Below are 16,042 nucleotides of genomic sequence, written 5' to 3' on the forward strand. Positions count from 1 at the left end.
TTGCAGGGAGAAAGGAGACTACTTGGAATGGTTGTCGACATAGTTTTTGACGAACTGTCGAAGCTCTTCCTGTTCACACTCGAATCCCATCTGCTCGGCCTTTTGAAGTGTCTGTTCGCCGCTCATTCCCTGTTCGGCGGCCAGGTGCATCATCACCATCGCCCCGGCCCGCTTGCCGCTCTTGCAGTGGGCGAACACGGGTTTGGGCAGCGAGACGTACTTGTCGCGAAACTGATCGACCAGCTTGTTTTCCATCGAGCCCATCGCGACGGGGACGTGCAGGTAGTTCATGCCTTGGGCTGTCACCTTCGCTCCTTCGGCGTCTGGTGAAAGGGGCTGATCGTCTTCACCTTCGCCGCGGAAGTTGATCACCGATTTGTAACCCTGTTGATCGAGTTGGCGGAGTTCGTCTTCGCTCGGTTGGGCGCCGACGGTGACGTTGTCGTTGATTTTCATCTTGTCTTGCATAAGGGGCTCCTTTGAATGAATCTCATGCCACGGCGTCGATTCGCGCGGTGGCGGTTCAATCCGTGCAAGGAGCAACTGACGTACCGACGGCCGATTGCGGCGATTGCGGCCGGAAATCGTCGGCACGCTTGGTCTCTGGGCAATCAGGGTGGTTGCCGAGGGTGCAGCGGGCTAACCGGCCCAGAAAATCAACGCCATCAAGTAGGCGAACAGGCCAACCGGGTAGACGAATCCCACATTGGCCATGTTGGAACCGGTCAGGTTGTCGAGGGCTTCTTGGGTGTCGTTCAGCTCACCGAGTTGTCCATCCCGTTTGGAGGCCGCGTAGACGGCAAAGAAGCTGACCATTTCTGGGATGCTGGTGACGACGCCGAGAATCCAACCGGCGATGGCCGGGTGCACTTTCAGCTCATCGACGACCGTTGCGGTCGCATCGCCTAAAAACATCCCGGCAACCGCAATGGCGATCAACGTGGTCACCCCCAACGTGATTCCGAGGTGCAGATTGCCGACCGCCTCCAGCGACTCCTCTTTTTCTTTGGCGGGGCGATTGACTCGCCTGTCCACCAATTGATAGACGACAAAGAAACCCAGCAGGACGGGAACCAGGTACCACTGGCTGTCCATGCCCAATTTCATCAGCACGATCGGGACGGCGACCGCCAAGCCGGCAAACACAATTTCGTCGAGAAATCGGATGTTGAACAGCTTGCCGAATTGCCGGTAAAAGGTGACCGCCAACAGCATCAGGACGACGTTGATGATGTTGGAACTGGCGATGTTCCACAGCCCCGCTTCCCAGACGCCGGCCAGCCCCGCGGCGACCAGGCAGACCAATTCGGGCACGGAGGTCGCGTATCCGGTCAATTGGCCCCGCGCCTTGGCGCTCCAATTCATCGCCCCGGCGATGTGGTCGATGCCGCGCAGCAACCCGTACTTGACGAGCAAGATGATCGCCGCGGCGGAGACGATCATGGTCAGCGCAGGCATTGCGTCAATCACTAGGGCCAGGGGGGAAGGCGATGGGAAACGGGTATGCATCAATATAGGCTGAATCGCAAATGGTGCCAGATGCGATCGGCGGGGCTCAGCAATGGTTGGTGTCCAGCCTTGAGGGGCTGTCCCGCTGACGACGACTGCTTTTCGCAGGTACGATGGCCCTTCCGGACCGTCGTCCGGAGGGCTCGCCCCGACGACCTTGAAAGGACGTCGTACAACGATCCGCTGACCGCATCACACTCCATCGACGAGAACGACCATGAATTCCTCCGCTTCGGCGCCCGACAAGCCGCGGTCGCTGGGTCGCTTGATTCGCTTTGCCATCATTTCAATCGCGATCGTGGCTTTCTGTGTTTGGATGATCTTTCCGCCCCTGGAGACGCTGCGGTTTCAGAAATACACGGTCGCGGCGACTCAGCCCTTGTCGCTTCCGTTGGTCTCGCTGCCCGATGTCGGGTCACGACCGATCCTGGCGTTTTCGGCCGATGGGCAATGGGCTGCCTATTTGTCAAAACGGGCCAGTGGCGTCGATGAAGAGCTTGAATCACAGATCACCGTCATCGACGTGCAAACGGGAACGCCCACGGCGGGGCCGCTGGCGGTGGTGGGTTCCCGCACGCCGCCGCACTTGGACTTCAGCCGCGACGGACACTTTTTGGCCGCCGCCGGTGCGACGGACGTCCGCGTCTGGGACCTTCGCGATTCGCGGTTGGTCACGACCATCACGCTGCCCGATGTTCGTCTGCAATCTCGCCGTTTTGTCGCGATCAGCAGTGACGGAGCGCGGGTCGCGACGTCGCTTCAACCGCCCGATGGAGATCCCGGGCTGTGGATCTTTGACTGTGAAACGGGAACGCCGTTGATCGAATTGGAGCGAACCGCGGGCACGGCCAACGACGATCGATTCGTTTTCCACCCCACGAAAAATCAGTTGATCGGGGCTGCCGATTCCGACACCGCGAACTCCCATTTGTGCGTCTGGGATGCGGAGTCCGGGAAGGTGGTGCAAGAGGTCGTGGCCAGGGAGGATTGTCAAACGCTCGCGTTTGCATTGAGCCCGGGCGGCGATCGGGTGGCCGTGGCGATGTATCACGGGACGCGCGAATACTATCCCTACGCAACGACGATCTTTGACGTGGAAACCTGGACGCCCGTCACGAAAATCGACAACGGAAACTACGTGTTCTGGTTGGCGATCAGCCCCGATGGCAACCACGTTTCGCTCGTCGATGGCAGCGGCGTGGCCTCGCTGTGGTCCACCGCGACCGGCATTCGATTGCAAAACTTTCAACTGGGGCTGCCCAGTGCGACCGCGTTCAGCGGAGAGGATGGCGCGTTGTTATTGGTCACCCATTCCGACGACCAGCCCGAGTCGGCGGAGATCGTGACCTTACGAGCGAGCGAGTGAACGGGGGGCAAGTGGGAGAGGCTTCCAGCCTGTCGTTGCAGCATTGACAGGCTGGAAGCCTATCCCACTGGATTGACAGGCTGGAAGCCTATCCCACTGGATTGCCAGTCGATCTCATGTTGCGTCGCCGGCGTCCAAGTCCCACCGGTGCCCAGACGGCCAACAGGAAACCGCAGGCGGTCGGTTCGGGGACTGCGGTGATCGAGAGAGTCCCAAGCGAATAACCTTGCGCAGAGACGAGACTGGAGAGTTCGTCTTCATAAGCCCCGACAAGCGTCGAAAAACTGTCGTATCGATCGCCCGCACCGGCATTTGCCCCTGCAGGCACATCGATCCCCATGTGTGTGCCGATCAGCCCGATCTGTCCGTCGATCTCGATCAGGGCGGCGCTGCCAGAGTCGCCGCTGAGCAATCCGATCTCGTCGCGTCCCAGACCGCCTGTCCCTCCGTTGGTGTCGGTGTCGTACGAAAACTGAACGGTCCATGAATCGCGGCTGCCGTCCTCAAACTCCACGACACCAATCGCGTCGATCACGTTGCGACCGGCCCGCATTTGGGCATCCATGGCAAACAACGTTCGGCCGATCAACGCGTCCAAAGCTCCCACCACGATCGGAACGGGGACGACGCTCGGGGCGACATCGGACGCCAACGTGTGAAGACGGATATCGCTGAATGCCGATGGCTGCCCGGGAATCACCGTCGTCAAGTCTTGGGAACTCGCCGATTGGTACGTTCGCTCGATCCCGTCGGTACCGCGGAAGGTCACTTCGGTCGGACTGGCATGGGCGGCTGTCACATAGTGACGGGGTGTGATCAAGACGGCACCATGCAGTGCAACGCCGGAGAGCAGTGACTCGTCGACCAGGAAAGACGGATTGGGCTCCCCGTCACTCAGAAATCTGTCGTGACGCTCCGGGTCCAATCCGTCAATGATCGCGGCCGACACGCGCGAGTGGATACTCAGCAGGGCGATCCCAAGCAGAAGAAGCCGGATGATGGACGTCACGACGGGGGTCTCGGGCAATCAAGGGACGGGGGCGGGGGGCGGGGTGATCGTTACAGTAGTCGATCGATGTTGAGGGGGCAAATTGGATGGAGAGGAGACACGGAGACACGGAGACACGGAGACAAGGAGACAAGGAGACAAGGAGACAAGGAGACAAGGAGACAAGGAGACAAGGAGACAAGGAGACAAGGAGACAGGGGGCAGGGGGCAGGGTTCTGCGTTGTCATCATTCTGCCACGGATCATTCTGCCACCTCTTTCCCGCGATCCTCTACTCCAGGCCGTCCAAAAAACGTTCCGCGTTCTCCAGGTGTTGCTCGCGTTTGTCGGCGTCCATCTTTTTCGCCATGCTGCACATCATCGCCCAGCGGGGATTCTTGCCCAGTTCCTGGTGGTGGTTCCAAATCCATCGCCAGTACAGTCCGTCCCAGACGTCGCACCAGGGCGCGGATTTGTAATGGCTCATCTTGCGAATGTACGACGAACCCGAGAAGTAGGGTTTGGTGGTGATCAGCCCGCCGTCTGCATTTTGACTCATCGCATAGGCGTTGGGGACCATCACCCAGTCATAGCTGTCGATGAACAGTTCCATGAACCAGCGATAGATGTCATCGGGGTCGATTTCGCACAGGAACATAAAACCGCCCAGCACCATCAATCGTTCGATATGGTGACAGTAGCCGGTTTGCAAGACGCGTCGGATGGTTTCATCGATCGGGTCGATGCCCGTTGTCGCGTCGTAGAAACAGTTCGGCATCGGTCGATGGTGTCGCCAATGATTGGTCGTCCGCATCTTGACGCCCAAGTCTTGGTAGGTGGCGCGAATGAACTCGCGCCAACCGATGATTTGTCGCACAAATCCTTCCAATGAATTCAGCGGCACGTCATGGTCTTCGGCGTAGTTCAACGTCTTTCGGAGCACTTCGTCCGGCGTCAGCAAGCCGATGTTCAGCGACGGCGTCAACACACTGTGCCACAGCCACGACTCGCCCTCCACGATGGCGTCTTCATAGTCGCCAAACTTAGTCAGTCGCTTGTCCAAGAATTGTTTCAACCAGTACCGCGCCGAGGCGCCGGACGTGGGGTAATACAGCGTGTCGAGCGTGCCCGGATGATCGTCGAATCGCTCTTGAACGTAGCTCACTGCTTCTTCGTCAAACCGGTCGCGTTTGGGTTCTGGAACCGCCGGGATCGAGGAGAGTTCTCGCTTGGGGACCTTGTTGCGATTGTCCTCGTCAAAACTCCACTGATCGCCGACCGGTTCGTCACCGTCCATCAACACGTCCAGACGCTTTCGTTGCCATTTGTAAAAGTCGGCCATGAACCAACGGTTTTTCTCGGACCGATACTCGCTGTTCTGCTCGGGCGTGTTCAGGAATCCGGGGTTGGAAAGAAACTTCAATTCCATCTCCAGTTCGTCACAAGCCTCTCGCACACGTTTTTCAAAGATGAAATCGGTCGGATGGGCGATCGCAAACGTTTGGCCCTTGCGCTCTTTCGCCGGAATCGCTTGCTTAATTTGATCCGTTAGCTTGGGGGTCTCTCTGTCGTAGTCGACGTAGCGAGTGCGGAAACCCTTGTCGATCAAATCGGCTTCATAGCGTTTCATCGTCGCACGATGCAGCCATAGTTTTTGCTTGTGAAACTTTGCCGGGTATCGCCAGTCACCAAAGAACAACGAGTCCTCCAGCAACAGCACCTGCGACGGTTTCTGACGCAGTCCTGGATGATTGGAAAACAGTTGATTGGGAAGGATGGCCAGGATCAACGTTGTCACCTCGGGGCGGGCGGGCTGTGATTCGGGACAGCGTGATCCCGAGATTGCACTGTAGCCCAACGGAAATTCTCAGTCATCCGTCGTGTGCGAATCTGCACGTCGCTTGTCACGCCCATAGAGTTTCGCCGGGCAAACAAACCACTTCTACACACGGAGATTGACATGGCTGAAGCACAAAACACGAAGAACTGGCCCGAATTGGCGATCGGACTGTACGACAAGTTGACCGGCCGCAATGCCGAGATCAGCTACTCGTTTGACGAATTTGAACTAAATGTTCCCAGTTCCACCGCACCGAATGCGCCGAGCGCCCATTGGAAGATGAACGGAACGATCCGGATCTCGACCCGCGATGCTGCCGCCGGCCAAGCGAGCTGATGGTGGACAATCGTGATGCGTTGACGCTGGAGGGCTTGTTGGAATTTGAAGTCCAGGGACGTTGCTTTACGATCACCGCGAAACCGGAATTGATCGTCGTCGATTTCCCGGACGTGCAGTCACTTCTCACGGCGACGCGGAACACAGGCCCCGGCATCTCCCTTCGCTCCCAGGTCAATCGGGTCGGCGAATGGTTGGTGCGGACGGAAAATGAACTGGACTTGCGGATCGATGGTGAGACGGTTGGCTCGCTCGGATTTGGGGTGCCGTCGGGTCTGTGTTCGCTGGTCGGCGTTGGGCATTTCCGAATCGCCTTTCTGTCGTTAGTTCGGTCAATGTTTTAGACAGTGGGATAGGCTTCCAGCCTGTCATCTCGGTTCCGACAGGCTGGAAGCCTTTCTCGCGAAGGGGCAATCCGCCGGACGCTGCTCCGGCGATTATTCGGTGGCGGCACGGTAGAGCATCTCGTGGTGTTCGGCGGATGCAAGCAGATCGACGATCGGGGTGGGATAGTCGACACCGATCACACAATTCGATTGCTGCTGTTGTTCGCGTGACATTTCCCACGGACGATGGACGTGTGAGTTCGGGACATTGGCAAGCTCCGGCAGCCAGTGCCGGACGAAGTCCCCGTTGTCTTTCATGCCTTTGACGTGATGGAGCACCATGGCGAGGATGTTCGAGCGCTTCGTTTCGTCGAACGTCGGGCCCGCTTGGACGAGTTGCTGGGGTCGATCGACCATCCCCATCTCGAAGCGACGGAATTGATCGACGGTGAGAGCTGGGAGGCGTGGGCCGACATTCGAACGACCAGTCGCCAGTGGAATGCCGAAGGATTGATGTTAAAGAGAAAGGACACGGCCGTAGACATGCTGTTGGTCGCCGACACGCATTTGGGGAAAGACGCCACGTTTCGTCGTCACGGGATTCCGGTTCCGGTCGGCAGCACGAAAGGAACGCTGTCAACGATCGCGGGTGTGTTGCGGCAAACGTGTGCGACCCGATTGTGCATCCTCGGAGATCTCTTTCACGCGCGATCATCATTGTCCACCGAGATTCGTCATCAGGTTGATGCCTTTTTTGACGAATTCGCACACCTGAAGTTTTCATTGATCTGGGGAAACCATGACGCGCAGGTCGGTCGACTTCCGGCGGCTTGGCCGATCACGGTTCATGAGCCCGGTTGGTGCATCGGTTCGCTCGCGTTAGGCCTTCATCCGATGGCACCACCCGAGGGTGCCGACTTGTCTGTGTGCGGGCATTTGCATCCTGCGATACGCTATCGCGTTGGTCGCGAGTCCACGGGAAAACTGTCTTGTTTTTGGTATTCCGGCGGGTGCCTGGTCTTGCCCGCGATCGGAGAATTCACCGGGACGCATCTGATTCGCCCGCGACAAAATGACTCGACTTGGTTCATCGCGGGCAACGAGGTTTACTCGTTGTAGTCGTGCGATTGAGTGCCGATCCGATCGCGGGTGACAATCGGAGCGAAAAATGGCGATTTCGTGAGGGTGAAGAATTGCGGTTCGTCCGATACCGCTATGATGCGTCTCCCGGTTCCCGCTTTTCAACGACGACCACCACGAACGGGCCATGCTTGCGACAACAGTGTTTTCGGCGACAGTCCTGTCGGTTTTCGGCAACCTCTTAGCGCTTGACGAGATAGCCGTTCGCGGCCTTTCCATTGCCGTGGCAGGCATGCTGATCGTGATGTTTGCGCTCACCTTCATCAGCCTTTTCATCGCCGCATCACCCCGCATTCTCGCCGCGGTCGCCAAGGTCTATCCGGAGCCTGTCGAGCGGCATCGCAAGCGACCGGATCCGAAGGGGCTGAATGGTGACGACGAAGCCGTTCTGGCGGCAATCGGATTTGTGCTGCACACCGAGTTTCAGCGTCAGTGCGCGGCCGAGAACGCGGCGAAGAAGAACGGATGACGGCGAGAGGAATGTGGGGCAGTTGTTGGCACCGTGGATTGTGAAGGTAATCGATGGATATCCTCCAAGAGTTTATAAAAACAACCGGCTTCTGGTCGCTCGGACCCGGCAACGTGGTCATGATCGTGATCGGGATTGTGTTCATCGCGTTGGCGATCACAAAAGATTACGAGCCGTTGCTATTGGTCCCGATCGGGATGGGCGCGATCGTCGGCAACATCCCGTTGATCGAAGGCATGTCGCTGAGTGTCTACGACATGCACCGGTGGGTGATCGAAGACGGGCAAGTCAATTATCAGCCGGGCAGTGTGCTGAGCTATTTGTATTTTGGGGTCAGCTGGGGCATCTACCCGCCGTTGGTCTTTTTGGGCATCGGCGCGATGACGGATTTTTCCACGATGCTTTCCAATCCGAAGCTCGTCCTGCTGGGGGCGGCGGCGCAAGTCGGCGTCTTTTTGACATTCCTCGGCGCGATCTGGCTGGGGTTTGATTTGAAGCAGGCCGGTGCGATCGGGATCATCGGCGGCGCCGACGGGCCGACCGCGATCTTTCTCTCGTCCAAACTCGCCCCCGAATTGTTGGGCGCGATCGCGATCGCCGCCTATTCCTACATGGCGTTGGTTCCCGTGATCCAGCCGCCGATCATGCGTTTGCTGACCACCCATGACGAGCGACTGATCCGCATGAAGCCGCCGCGGAAGGTCTCCCGTCGTGAGAAAATGATCTTTCCCGTCGCGGCGTTTCTGATTTGCACCCTGGTCGCACCCGGTGCGATGGTGCTGTTGGGGATGTTGTTCTTCGGCAACCTGTTGAAAGAGAGCATGGTGACCGAGCGGTTGGCCAACACGGCGCGGACGGCGATGATCGATATCGTCACGGTCTTGTTGGGTTTTTCCGTTGGCGCCAGCACCGAGGCGAGCACCTTTTTGACGCGGCAGTCACTGTTGATTTTCGGACTCGGTGCGTTGGCGTTCGCGATCGCCACCGCCGGCGGCGTCTTATTCGCCAAGTTCATGAACCTGTTCTTGAAAGAAAAAATCAACCCGTTGATCGGAGCCGCCGGGGTTTCCGCGGTTCCCGATTCGGCGCGCGTGGTGCAAATGGTGGGTCAACAGGAAGACCCGCACAATTTTTTGTTGATGCATGCGATGGCACCCAACGTGGCCGGTGTGATCGGTTCGGCGATTGCCGCGGGTGTGTTGTGGGCTGTGCTGACCTAGCGGGGCCAGTGCTGACCTAGCCGTTTGTAAGAGCGTGTTTTGATAACGAGGAAAACGACGTGTCGAAAAAGAAAGTCAATTTCATGTGCACCGCATTCCGTGACGGATTTCAATCCGTGTTCGGCGCCCGCGTGTTCACCAACGATTTTCTGCCGGCCGTGGAAGCGGCACGCGATGCGGGGATCACCTGGTTCGAAGCCGGGGGCGGGGCGCGGTTCCAGTCGCTGTATTTCTATTGCAATGAGAACGCGTTCGACATGATGGACGCGTTCCGCCAAACCGCCGGGCCGGATGCGAATTTGCAGACGCTGGCCCGGGGCGTCAACGTCGTCGGGCTGGATTCGCAATCCAGCGACATCGTCAAACTTCATGCCCAGATGTTCAAAAAGCACGGCATGACCACGATTCGCAACTTCGACGCGCTCAACGATGTCAACAACCTGATCTACAGCGGCCAGTGCATCGTCGATGCGGGACTGAAACACCAGGTCTGTGTGACGCTGATGGAGTTGCCGCCGGGGTGCGTCGGTGCCCACGACGCCGCTTTCTACGCCCGCACCTTGCAGCAGATCCTCGACGCCGAGATTCCGTTTGATGCCGTCTGCTTCAAAGACGCGTCGGGGACGGCCGTGCCCTCGAAGGTCTACGAGACGATCAAAGAGGCGCGGCGGATGCTGCCCGCGGGTACCTTCATCCATTTTCACACGCACGAGACCGCCGGTGTTAGCGTGTTGGCCAACAAGGCCGCACTCGACGCGGGCGCCGATGCGATCGACTTGTCCATGGCACCGTGTTCGGGAGGAACCTGTCAGCCGGACATCCTGGTGATGTGGCACGCGCTCCGCGGCAGCGACTACGAACTAGATGTCGACGTCGAAAAGGTCCGCGAGGCCGAAGAGGTCTTCAAGGACTGCATGAGCGATTATTTTCTGCCGCCCGAAGCGACCGCCGTCGAACCGCTGATTCCCTGGAGCCCGATGCCCGGCGGTGCGTTGACCGCCAACACCCAGATGCTGCGTGACAACGGGATCATGGAAAAGTATCCCGAGATCATCGTGGCGATGAGTGATGTCGTCCGCAAAGGCGGCTACGGCACCTCGGTGACGCCCGTGTCGCAGTTTTATTTTCAACAGGCGTTCAACAACGTGATGTTCGGCCCCTGGAAAAAGATTGCCGAACCGTACGGAAAAATGGTGCTCGGTTATTTCGGCAAAACGCCCGTCGAGCCCGATCCGGATGTCGTTCGATTGGCCGCCGAACAGCTCAAGTTGGAACCGACGACGCGGCCGGTTTTGGAGATCAACGATGCCGACCCCACCAAGGGCATCGCCGCGGCGACGGCGGTGTTGGAACAAGCGGGGTTGCCGGTGACCGATGAGAACATTTTCATCGCCTCGACGTGCAAAGAGAAAGGTATCAAGTTTCTCAAGGGCGAAGCCGAAGTGGGGGTGCGGAAAATCGACAAGGCGGCCGAGGCTGCCAAGTCCGCCGAAGTCGCTCAGCCGACCGGCAAGCCACAGACGGGACCCGCCGAATACACCGTCACCGTCAACGGCGAGGACATCATGATGGCGTTCGAGGGTGACGTGGTGACCGTCGGCGGCCGAGTTTATCGGGTGGCGATTCGCCCCGAAGGTTCTCAGACGCCGAAATCGCAAGTCAGTGAAAGCCCCGGTGCGTCCACCGAGATCAAATCGCAAATGCCCGGCGCCGTGTTCAAGCAACTGGTCCAACCGGGCGATCACGTCCACTCCGGTGAACCGATTCTGATCTTGGAAGCGATGAAGATGGAGATGGAAATCAACTCCACTGTCGATGGCACGGTCGACGAAGTCCGCGTCGCGGTCGGCGACCACGTCACGACCGGGCAAGTCCTGGCCACGATCAAAGCCTGATTCGTCTAAAATGCAGAGGGCGTTGAAGACGAGTTCTGGACGCCGGTGGCAATGATATCTAGCGGTGGAGAGTTGGTGCTGGGTCAATGAGTCGAAAACATGTGGGGATCTTGATCGCGGTGACCGTCTTGGCGGCGACCGGCTGCGGCCTTCGTTCGACCGATCCTGCGACAACGGAAATCGACAACGCCGACCCGCCGACGGTGCCCGCGGCGGATGAGCGATTGCCGCACCAGCAGACCACTTTGATCGCCGCCCGTCCCGCGGTCGACCGCAGTGGTGGGTATATCGGGGCCGAGTCCTGCCAGCAATGTCATCAGGAATACCATCAATCGTGGCACGAATCCTATCACCGCACGATGACCCAGCCGGTCACGTCGGAAGCCGCGCCGGCCGCGATCATCGATCGCAGCGTGGTGGTCGAGGGGCGGACGTACCGGTTCCAGCGTCGCCATGACCAGTTCTTCGTCGAGCTGGAGGATCCGATCGCAAACGGCAAACGTATGACGCGCCGTTTGGTGTTGATGACCGGATCACACCACATGCACATCTTTTGGTACGAATCCGGGTTCGACCAAACCCCCGCCCAGTTGCCGATCTTGTTCCTGACCGATCAGCAGCGATGGATCCCCAGACGGAGTGCGTTCCTGCGACCACCCAACATGGAAAAGGATCATGAAATGGGACGCTGGAACGAAACCTGTTGCCAATGTCATTCGACCCATCCCCGCACCCGTCCCGATCCCGACGATCCCACCTGGGACACGCGGGTTAGTGATTTTGGGATCACGTGTGAAGCCTGTCATGGGCCGGGCGAATCACACGCCGCGTTCCATCAAGTCGATTCCGGCGATGCAAAACCGGCGGCCGATCCGATCGTCAACCCGTTGGAATTGCCCCCCGACACTCGATCGGACATGTGCGGCCAATGTCACGGCATCATGATGGTCAACATCGATAATGCCGCCGATCAAGAAGAGTTCTTTCAATTCGGGCGTCGATTCCGCCCCGGAGAGGATCTGGACGAGGCGTATTTCTTGAAGGTCGTCCGTGGGAGCAAGGAGCATTGGGACAGCGAGACATTCGGCAAGTTCAACGCGATGCCGGGGAAATTTCATGGGCACTTTTGGCCCGACGGTGAGGTACGGGTGTCCGGACGCGATTACACCGGCATGATCGAGTCGAAGTGCTTCCAACAAGGCGAACTCTCGTGCCTGTCGTGCCACACGATGCACCAACAGGATGTCACGCTGCAGACCGAATGGAAAAACGACCAGCTGAAACCGGAGATGCGTGGCGACGCCGCGTGCCTGCAATGTCATCCGAGCTACAAAGATCTGGGGACGCAGCACACGCATCACCCCATCGATTCCGCAGGCAGTCGTTGCATGAATTGCCACATGCCGCACACCGTCTACGGGATTCTTAAAACCATTCGTTCGCACACCATCTCCAGCCCCTCGGTCGCCACGACCATCGACACCGGTCGCCCCAACGCATGCAACCTTTGTCACCTGGATCAGACGCTTGGAGAAACCGCGACGCATCTGGCCGCGTGGTATGGACATGACAAACCGGAATTGGCGCCGATCGAACAGAACACGGCCGCGTCGCTGTTGTATTTTCTCGGCGGCGATGCCGCGCAACGGGTGTTGCAAGTCAACGCGTTCCAATGGCAACCCGCTCGGGAAGCATCGGGGACCGATTGGATGCGATTTTATCTGCTGATGGGGATGGAAGATCCCTACGACGCCATTCGGCTGATCTCCGAACGCGCGTACCGGTCGCTTCCCGGTGAACGAGGTTCCGATGGATCAACGCTGGACTATGACTTTCTGGACCCGCCGCAAGTACGTGGGGAGAAGCTTCGACGTGAGTATCAAAAAGTCCTTGCGACGCCGCTGAAACCCAACGAGGCACTCCTGGTCAATCCGCAAGGGTTCCTGGACCGGTCGCGGTTTGGCTACTTGACCAAGCAACGCAACGGCCGACCCGTCTACTTGCAGGAATGAATCGGTTGCTCCGGCCTTGCCCCCAGTTCAGTTTGCCAGTTCAGTTTGCCAGTTTCGCGGGTGACGCACGACCCGCCAGACATCCGGCGGCACCGATCAGCACCAGGAGCGGACCAACGGAGAAAGCTGTCGGTAGAGGTGAAATCACGGTGTGCAGCAACAGCACCGCCAGCGAGACCACGCAGCCCGCGATGAAAACGGACGCGGCGATCTTGGCGAGGTTTTTCCGTTCACCTGCTCCTCTCGTCTCCCGCGATAGGAAAATCGACAGCATGCCCAGCACGATGCAATAGCTGTGTGCCAACCGTGTCAGACGTCGCGGCAGGGCGTTGTAGTCGCCCATGAAACCGGGCGTCGGAAACGGGCCCTCGAACGCGTACAGCCCGATCAACATGCCGACCGATGTCGAGGCGGCGATTAGGAACCAACCCCATCGTTCTAGCATGCCGCCAGCTTTCAGGGCAATCACCAAGCCGATGATGACTCCGGTCACGACCGCCGTGGCCGGCAAGGGCAGCAGGTACTTCACCTGCAGCGTGGTGAAGCAGGCTGCGGCCAAGATCAACGGCATCCCGACAGCCCCCAGTGCCAAGCTGGTTCCGCCCAAGCGCATTCTGGCGCGATCCGCTGTGCCATGCCGCGCGATTCCGTAGAACAGCAACGTCAGCACCGACAACGCGATCGCAGCCACGCGGGCCAGACGCAACATCCGCAGACGGACTCCGTCGTCGGAGCCCAGGTAGTCGAGCACCCAGGGTGCGGGCAAAACGGGAAGCAGCCCGGCCACGAAATCCAACAGCATCCCGAAGCACGCGACCGGCAGAATCATTTTGATCTGCGGTGCGTAGACGCCCGACGGTCCGGTCCGCCACAGCAAGGCGAACCCGCTGAAATTGACCAGGCTGCCGACCAGCACCAACCATTGAGCCGCCGGCCACCCCAACGCCACGACGTAGCCGGCGATGTAGCTGCCGGCACCGATCGTCGTCAAAAACGCCGCGATTTGCCGCTCGCGGCGATGAAAGGCAGGCGTCGCCAATAGGTGCGCCATCGCCAATTGCAGAAACGCCATCGCGATCACGACGCCATGGGCGTGCCGGACGGCAAGCCGAACGCCGTTGTCAGAATCGGCCGCAGGTGTCGCATCCAACAGCCAGGGATCCAATGCGGCGGACAACGCCAATCCGATCAACAGCGTCGTCCAACCGACCAGCCGATTCAGATGGCCCGACGAGACAAAGCCGTCGTCGTTCGGTTGCGTCATCGGTTCAATGCCTCGCTACGGTGTTAGCGGCAGCCCGCGAGCGGGCTGTCGATTGAGTCGGGATCTGCTGAGTCAATGGTGAGCCGCTGGCCGTGAGGCCTCGGGCAGCGTCGCAGTGCCCGGCCGCTTACGCGTCGCGGCTCACAAAAAAGGCAGCCCGCGAGCGGGCTGTCGATTGAGTCGGGATCTGCTGAGTCAATGGTGAGCCGCTGGCCGTGAGGCCTCGGGCAGCGTCGCAGTGCCCGGCCGCTTACGCGTCGCGGCTCACAAAAACGGCAGCCCGCGAGCCCTCCGGTCGGAGCAACCTGTGCCCTTCATGGTTGATGAACCGCTAGGAAACAGGCAGTGGGTCGTCCCGCTTGTGGCGGCGTGAATACAGGTAGTGCTTTGCGAATTGCTTTCGTCGCCATTGGGTGAAGTCCTCGCAGTAGAGTCGTTCGGCAAGCTCGTGAAAGCCTTGCTGCAGTTCGTCGGCCGACATCGGCGTGGGTTGATAGTTTAGATCGAACAGCGTGCATCGTTCCCACGCGCCGGGATACAGCAAGCGATTGTCCTTCTCCAAACGCGCGTACAGCGGTGTGCCGGGAAACGGCGTCTGGTAGGTGATCTGAACGTCATACAGTTTGGCCTGCTCGGCAAAGTCGTACACGGCGTCAAAGATGTCGGTTCCCTGACCATCCAGGCCCAAGATAAAGCAACCGTTGACGCGGATGCCGTTGCCCTGGATCCGCTCCACCGCCTCGATGTAGTGCGGCCATTGTCGGCGCTTCCAATCGTTCTTCAGTTCAATGCCTTTCAATCCCGGCAAGATCGGGCTTTCCAATCCGATCAGCACTTCGGCGCATCCACTGTCGCGCATCATTCGCAACAGTCCCTCGTCTTCGTGTACCGACAGATCCGTTTCGGCGAACCACTTCACCCGCCGCTGTTTCAACTGGGGCAACAACTCTTTCCAGTACGCGCGATGAATGAACGAATTGTCGTCGGCAAACTCGATGAAGGGACGCGGCCAGAGTTCGCAGATGCGATCGAGTTCGGCGAGGACTTTTGGGATGGGTTTTTGTTTGTAGCGCCGTGTCAGCAAGATGCTGGACGCACAAAATTCGCAACGCCTCGGACAGCCGCGACTGGTTTGCACCGTCAGCCGGTTGTACTTGGTGATGTCCAGCAATTCATACGCCGGCATCGGCGCGTCGGCGAGATCGAATTCGGCGACGTCAAAGGAACTGTAGCGGCGCCGCAGTTTGCCGGCGCGGGCGTCGTCAAGCAGGTCGCGCCAGACCACTTCGCCTTCGCCGATCACCACCGCGTCACCGTGCCGAAGCGCTTCGTCGGGCAGTGAAGTGACATGCAGTCCACCGAGTACGACGGGGATGCCGCGTGCGCGGAATTGATCGGCCAGCGTGTAGGCCTCGGGGATTTGGGCACTAAAGCTGGAGATGGCCACCAGGTCCAGATTCTCGGGCAGCGGGTCGAGTTGCTTCAGGTCTTGCACCTCGAAGTATTCGACCGAATCCTGGTCGGGGATCATGCCGGCCAGGGTCAACAGTCCCAGGCTGGGCAGCGACGCGATGGTTTCGCTGCGTTCGACAAAGCCGGGCAGCGTCAACCCTTTGCGCAGCAACTCCTCGTCGCAGCAGCGAATGCCGCTCATTGCAATCAAGCCGATTTTCATGTT

The 16,042-nt window shown here is 59.1% G+C and carries 15 protein-coding genes; 8 read left to right on the forward strand and 7 right to left on the reverse strand.

All coding sequences use genetic code 11. From position 1 onward, the window contains the following. Positions 1-18: 18 nt before the first annotated feature. Together Enr13x_RS00990 and Enr13x_RS00995 are read right to left on the reverse strand one after the other, a co-directional pair. Positions 19-468, reverse strand: coding sequence for a beta-lactamase hydrolase domain-containing protein (locus tag Enr13x_RS00990; protein WP_145384285.1), 450 nt, complete (start codon positions 466-468; stop codon positions 19-21). A gap of 171 nt (positions 469-639) precedes the next feature. After that, entirely contained in the window at positions 640-1,458 is an 819-nt protein-coding gene (locus tag Enr13x_RS00995) for a hypothetical protein (protein ID WP_197455686.1), read from the reverse strand. Between the two features lie 268 nt (positions 1,459-1,726). On the opposite strand from Enr13x_RS00995, the gene Enr13x_RS01000 reads away from it, so the two are divergent. Next, on the forward strand, positions 1,727-2,875 hold the full coding sequence (locus Enr13x_RS01000; protein WP_145384289.1) for a WD40 repeat domain-containing protein: 1,149 nt from the start codon (positions 1,727-1,729) through the stop codon (positions 2,873-2,875). 88 nt (positions 2,876-2,963) lie between these two features. Here Enr13x_RS01000 and Enr13x_RS01005 read toward each other — a convergent pair whose 3' ends face one another. Continuing rightward, complete coding sequence (locus Enr13x_RS01005; protein ID WP_145384292.1) at positions 2,964-3,884, reverse strand: hypothetical protein; 921 nt, start codon at positions 3,882-3,884, stop codon at positions 2,964-2,966. 270 nt (positions 3,885-4,154) lie between these two features. Then, positions 4,155-5,660 carry a cryptochrome/photolyase family protein gene (locus tag Enr13x_RS01010; protein ID WP_231744028.1) on the reverse strand — a complete coding sequence of 502 codons (1,506 nt, stop codon included), beginning with the start codon at positions 5,658-5,660 and terminating at the stop codon, positions 4,155-4,157. A 162-nt stretch (positions 5,661-5,822) separates the two neighbouring features. On the opposite strand from Enr13x_RS01010, the gene Enr13x_RS01015 reads away from it, so the two are divergent. Both Enr13x_RS01015 and Enr13x_RS01020 read left to right on the forward strand, forming a co-directional pair. Further along, positions 5,823-6,038 (forward strand): hypothetical protein, encoded by a 216-nt coding sequence (locus Enr13x_RS01015; RefSeq protein WP_145384296.1) that lies wholly within the window; start codon positions 5,823-5,825, stop codon positions 6,036-6,038. Next, positions 6,038-6,382 carry a hypothetical protein gene (locus tag Enr13x_RS01020; protein WP_145384298.1) on the forward strand — a complete coding sequence of 115 codons (345 nt, stop codon included), beginning with the start codon at positions 6,038-6,040 and terminating at the stop codon, positions 6,380-6,382. The genes Enr13x_RS01015 and Enr13x_RS01020 overlap by 1 nt, the downstream gene beginning before the upstream one ends. Positions 6,383-6,475: 93 nt before the next feature. Here Enr13x_RS01020 and Enr13x_RS01025 read toward each other — a convergent pair whose 3' ends face one another. Then, entirely contained in the window at positions 6,476-6,706 is a 231-nt protein-coding gene (locus Enr13x_RS01025; protein WP_197455687.1) for an FAD-binding domain-containing protein, read from the reverse strand. On the opposite strand from Enr13x_RS01025, the gene pdeM reads away from it, so the two are divergent. The 5 genes from pdeM to Enr13x_RS01050 all read left to right on the forward strand — a co-directional run bounded on the left by pdeM (position 6,695) and on the right by Enr13x_RS01050 (position 13,100). Beyond that, positions 6,695-7,483 (forward strand): ligase-associated DNA damage response endonuclease PdeM, encoded by a 789-nt coding sequence (gene pdeM, locus Enr13x_RS01030; protein ID WP_231744029.1) that lies wholly within the window; start codon positions 6,695-6,697, stop codon positions 7,481-7,483. The two genes, Enr13x_RS01025 and pdeM, sit on opposite strands and share 12 nt — an antisense overlap. Positions 7,484-7,631: 148 nt before the next feature. Further along, the gene (locus tag Enr13x_RS01035) at positions 7,632-7,973 is read left to right on the forward strand and encodes an OadG family protein (RefSeq protein WP_145384303.1); all 342 of its coding nucleotides are present in this window, start codon (positions 7,632-7,634) and stop codon (positions 7,971-7,973) included. 53 nt (positions 7,974-8,026) lie between these two features. Continuing rightward, on the forward strand, positions 8,027-9,193 hold the full coding sequence (locus tag Enr13x_RS01040; protein ID WP_145384304.1) for a sodium ion-translocating decarboxylase subunit beta: 1,167 nt from the start codon (positions 8,027-8,029) through the stop codon (positions 9,191-9,193). 59 nt (positions 9,194-9,252) lie between these two features. Next, the gene (locus Enr13x_RS01045; protein WP_197455688.1) at positions 9,253-11,088 is read left to right on the forward strand and encodes a biotin/lipoyl-containing protein; all 1,836 of its coding nucleotides are present in this window, start codon (positions 9,253-9,255) and stop codon (positions 11,086-11,088) included. 86 nt (positions 11,089-11,174) lie between these two features. Further along, positions 11,175-13,100, forward strand: a complete 1,926-nt coding sequence (locus tag Enr13x_RS01050; protein WP_145384305.1) for a cytochrome c3 family protein — start codon at positions 11,175-11,177, stop codon at positions 13,098-13,100. A 40-nt stretch (positions 13,101-13,140) separates the two neighbouring features. Here Enr13x_RS01050 and Enr13x_RS01055 read toward each other — a convergent pair whose 3' ends face one another. Then, a complete protein-coding gene (locus tag Enr13x_RS01055; RefSeq protein WP_145384306.1) occupies positions 13,141-14,364 on the reverse strand; it encodes a hypothetical protein in 1,224 nt (407 codons plus the stop codon). Between the two features lie 331 nt (positions 14,365-14,695). Further along, a complete protein-coding gene (locus Enr13x_RS01060; RefSeq protein ID WP_145384307.1) occupies positions 14,696-16,039 on the reverse strand; it encodes a B12-binding domain-containing radical SAM protein in 1,344 nt (447 codons plus the stop codon). Between the last annotated feature and the right edge of the window lie 3 nt (positions 16,040-16,042).

Source organism: Stieleria neptunia, from assembly GCF_007754155.1.
Classification (GTDB): Bacteria; Planctomycetota; Planctomycetia; order Pirellulales; family Pirellulaceae; genus Stieleria; species Stieleria neptunia.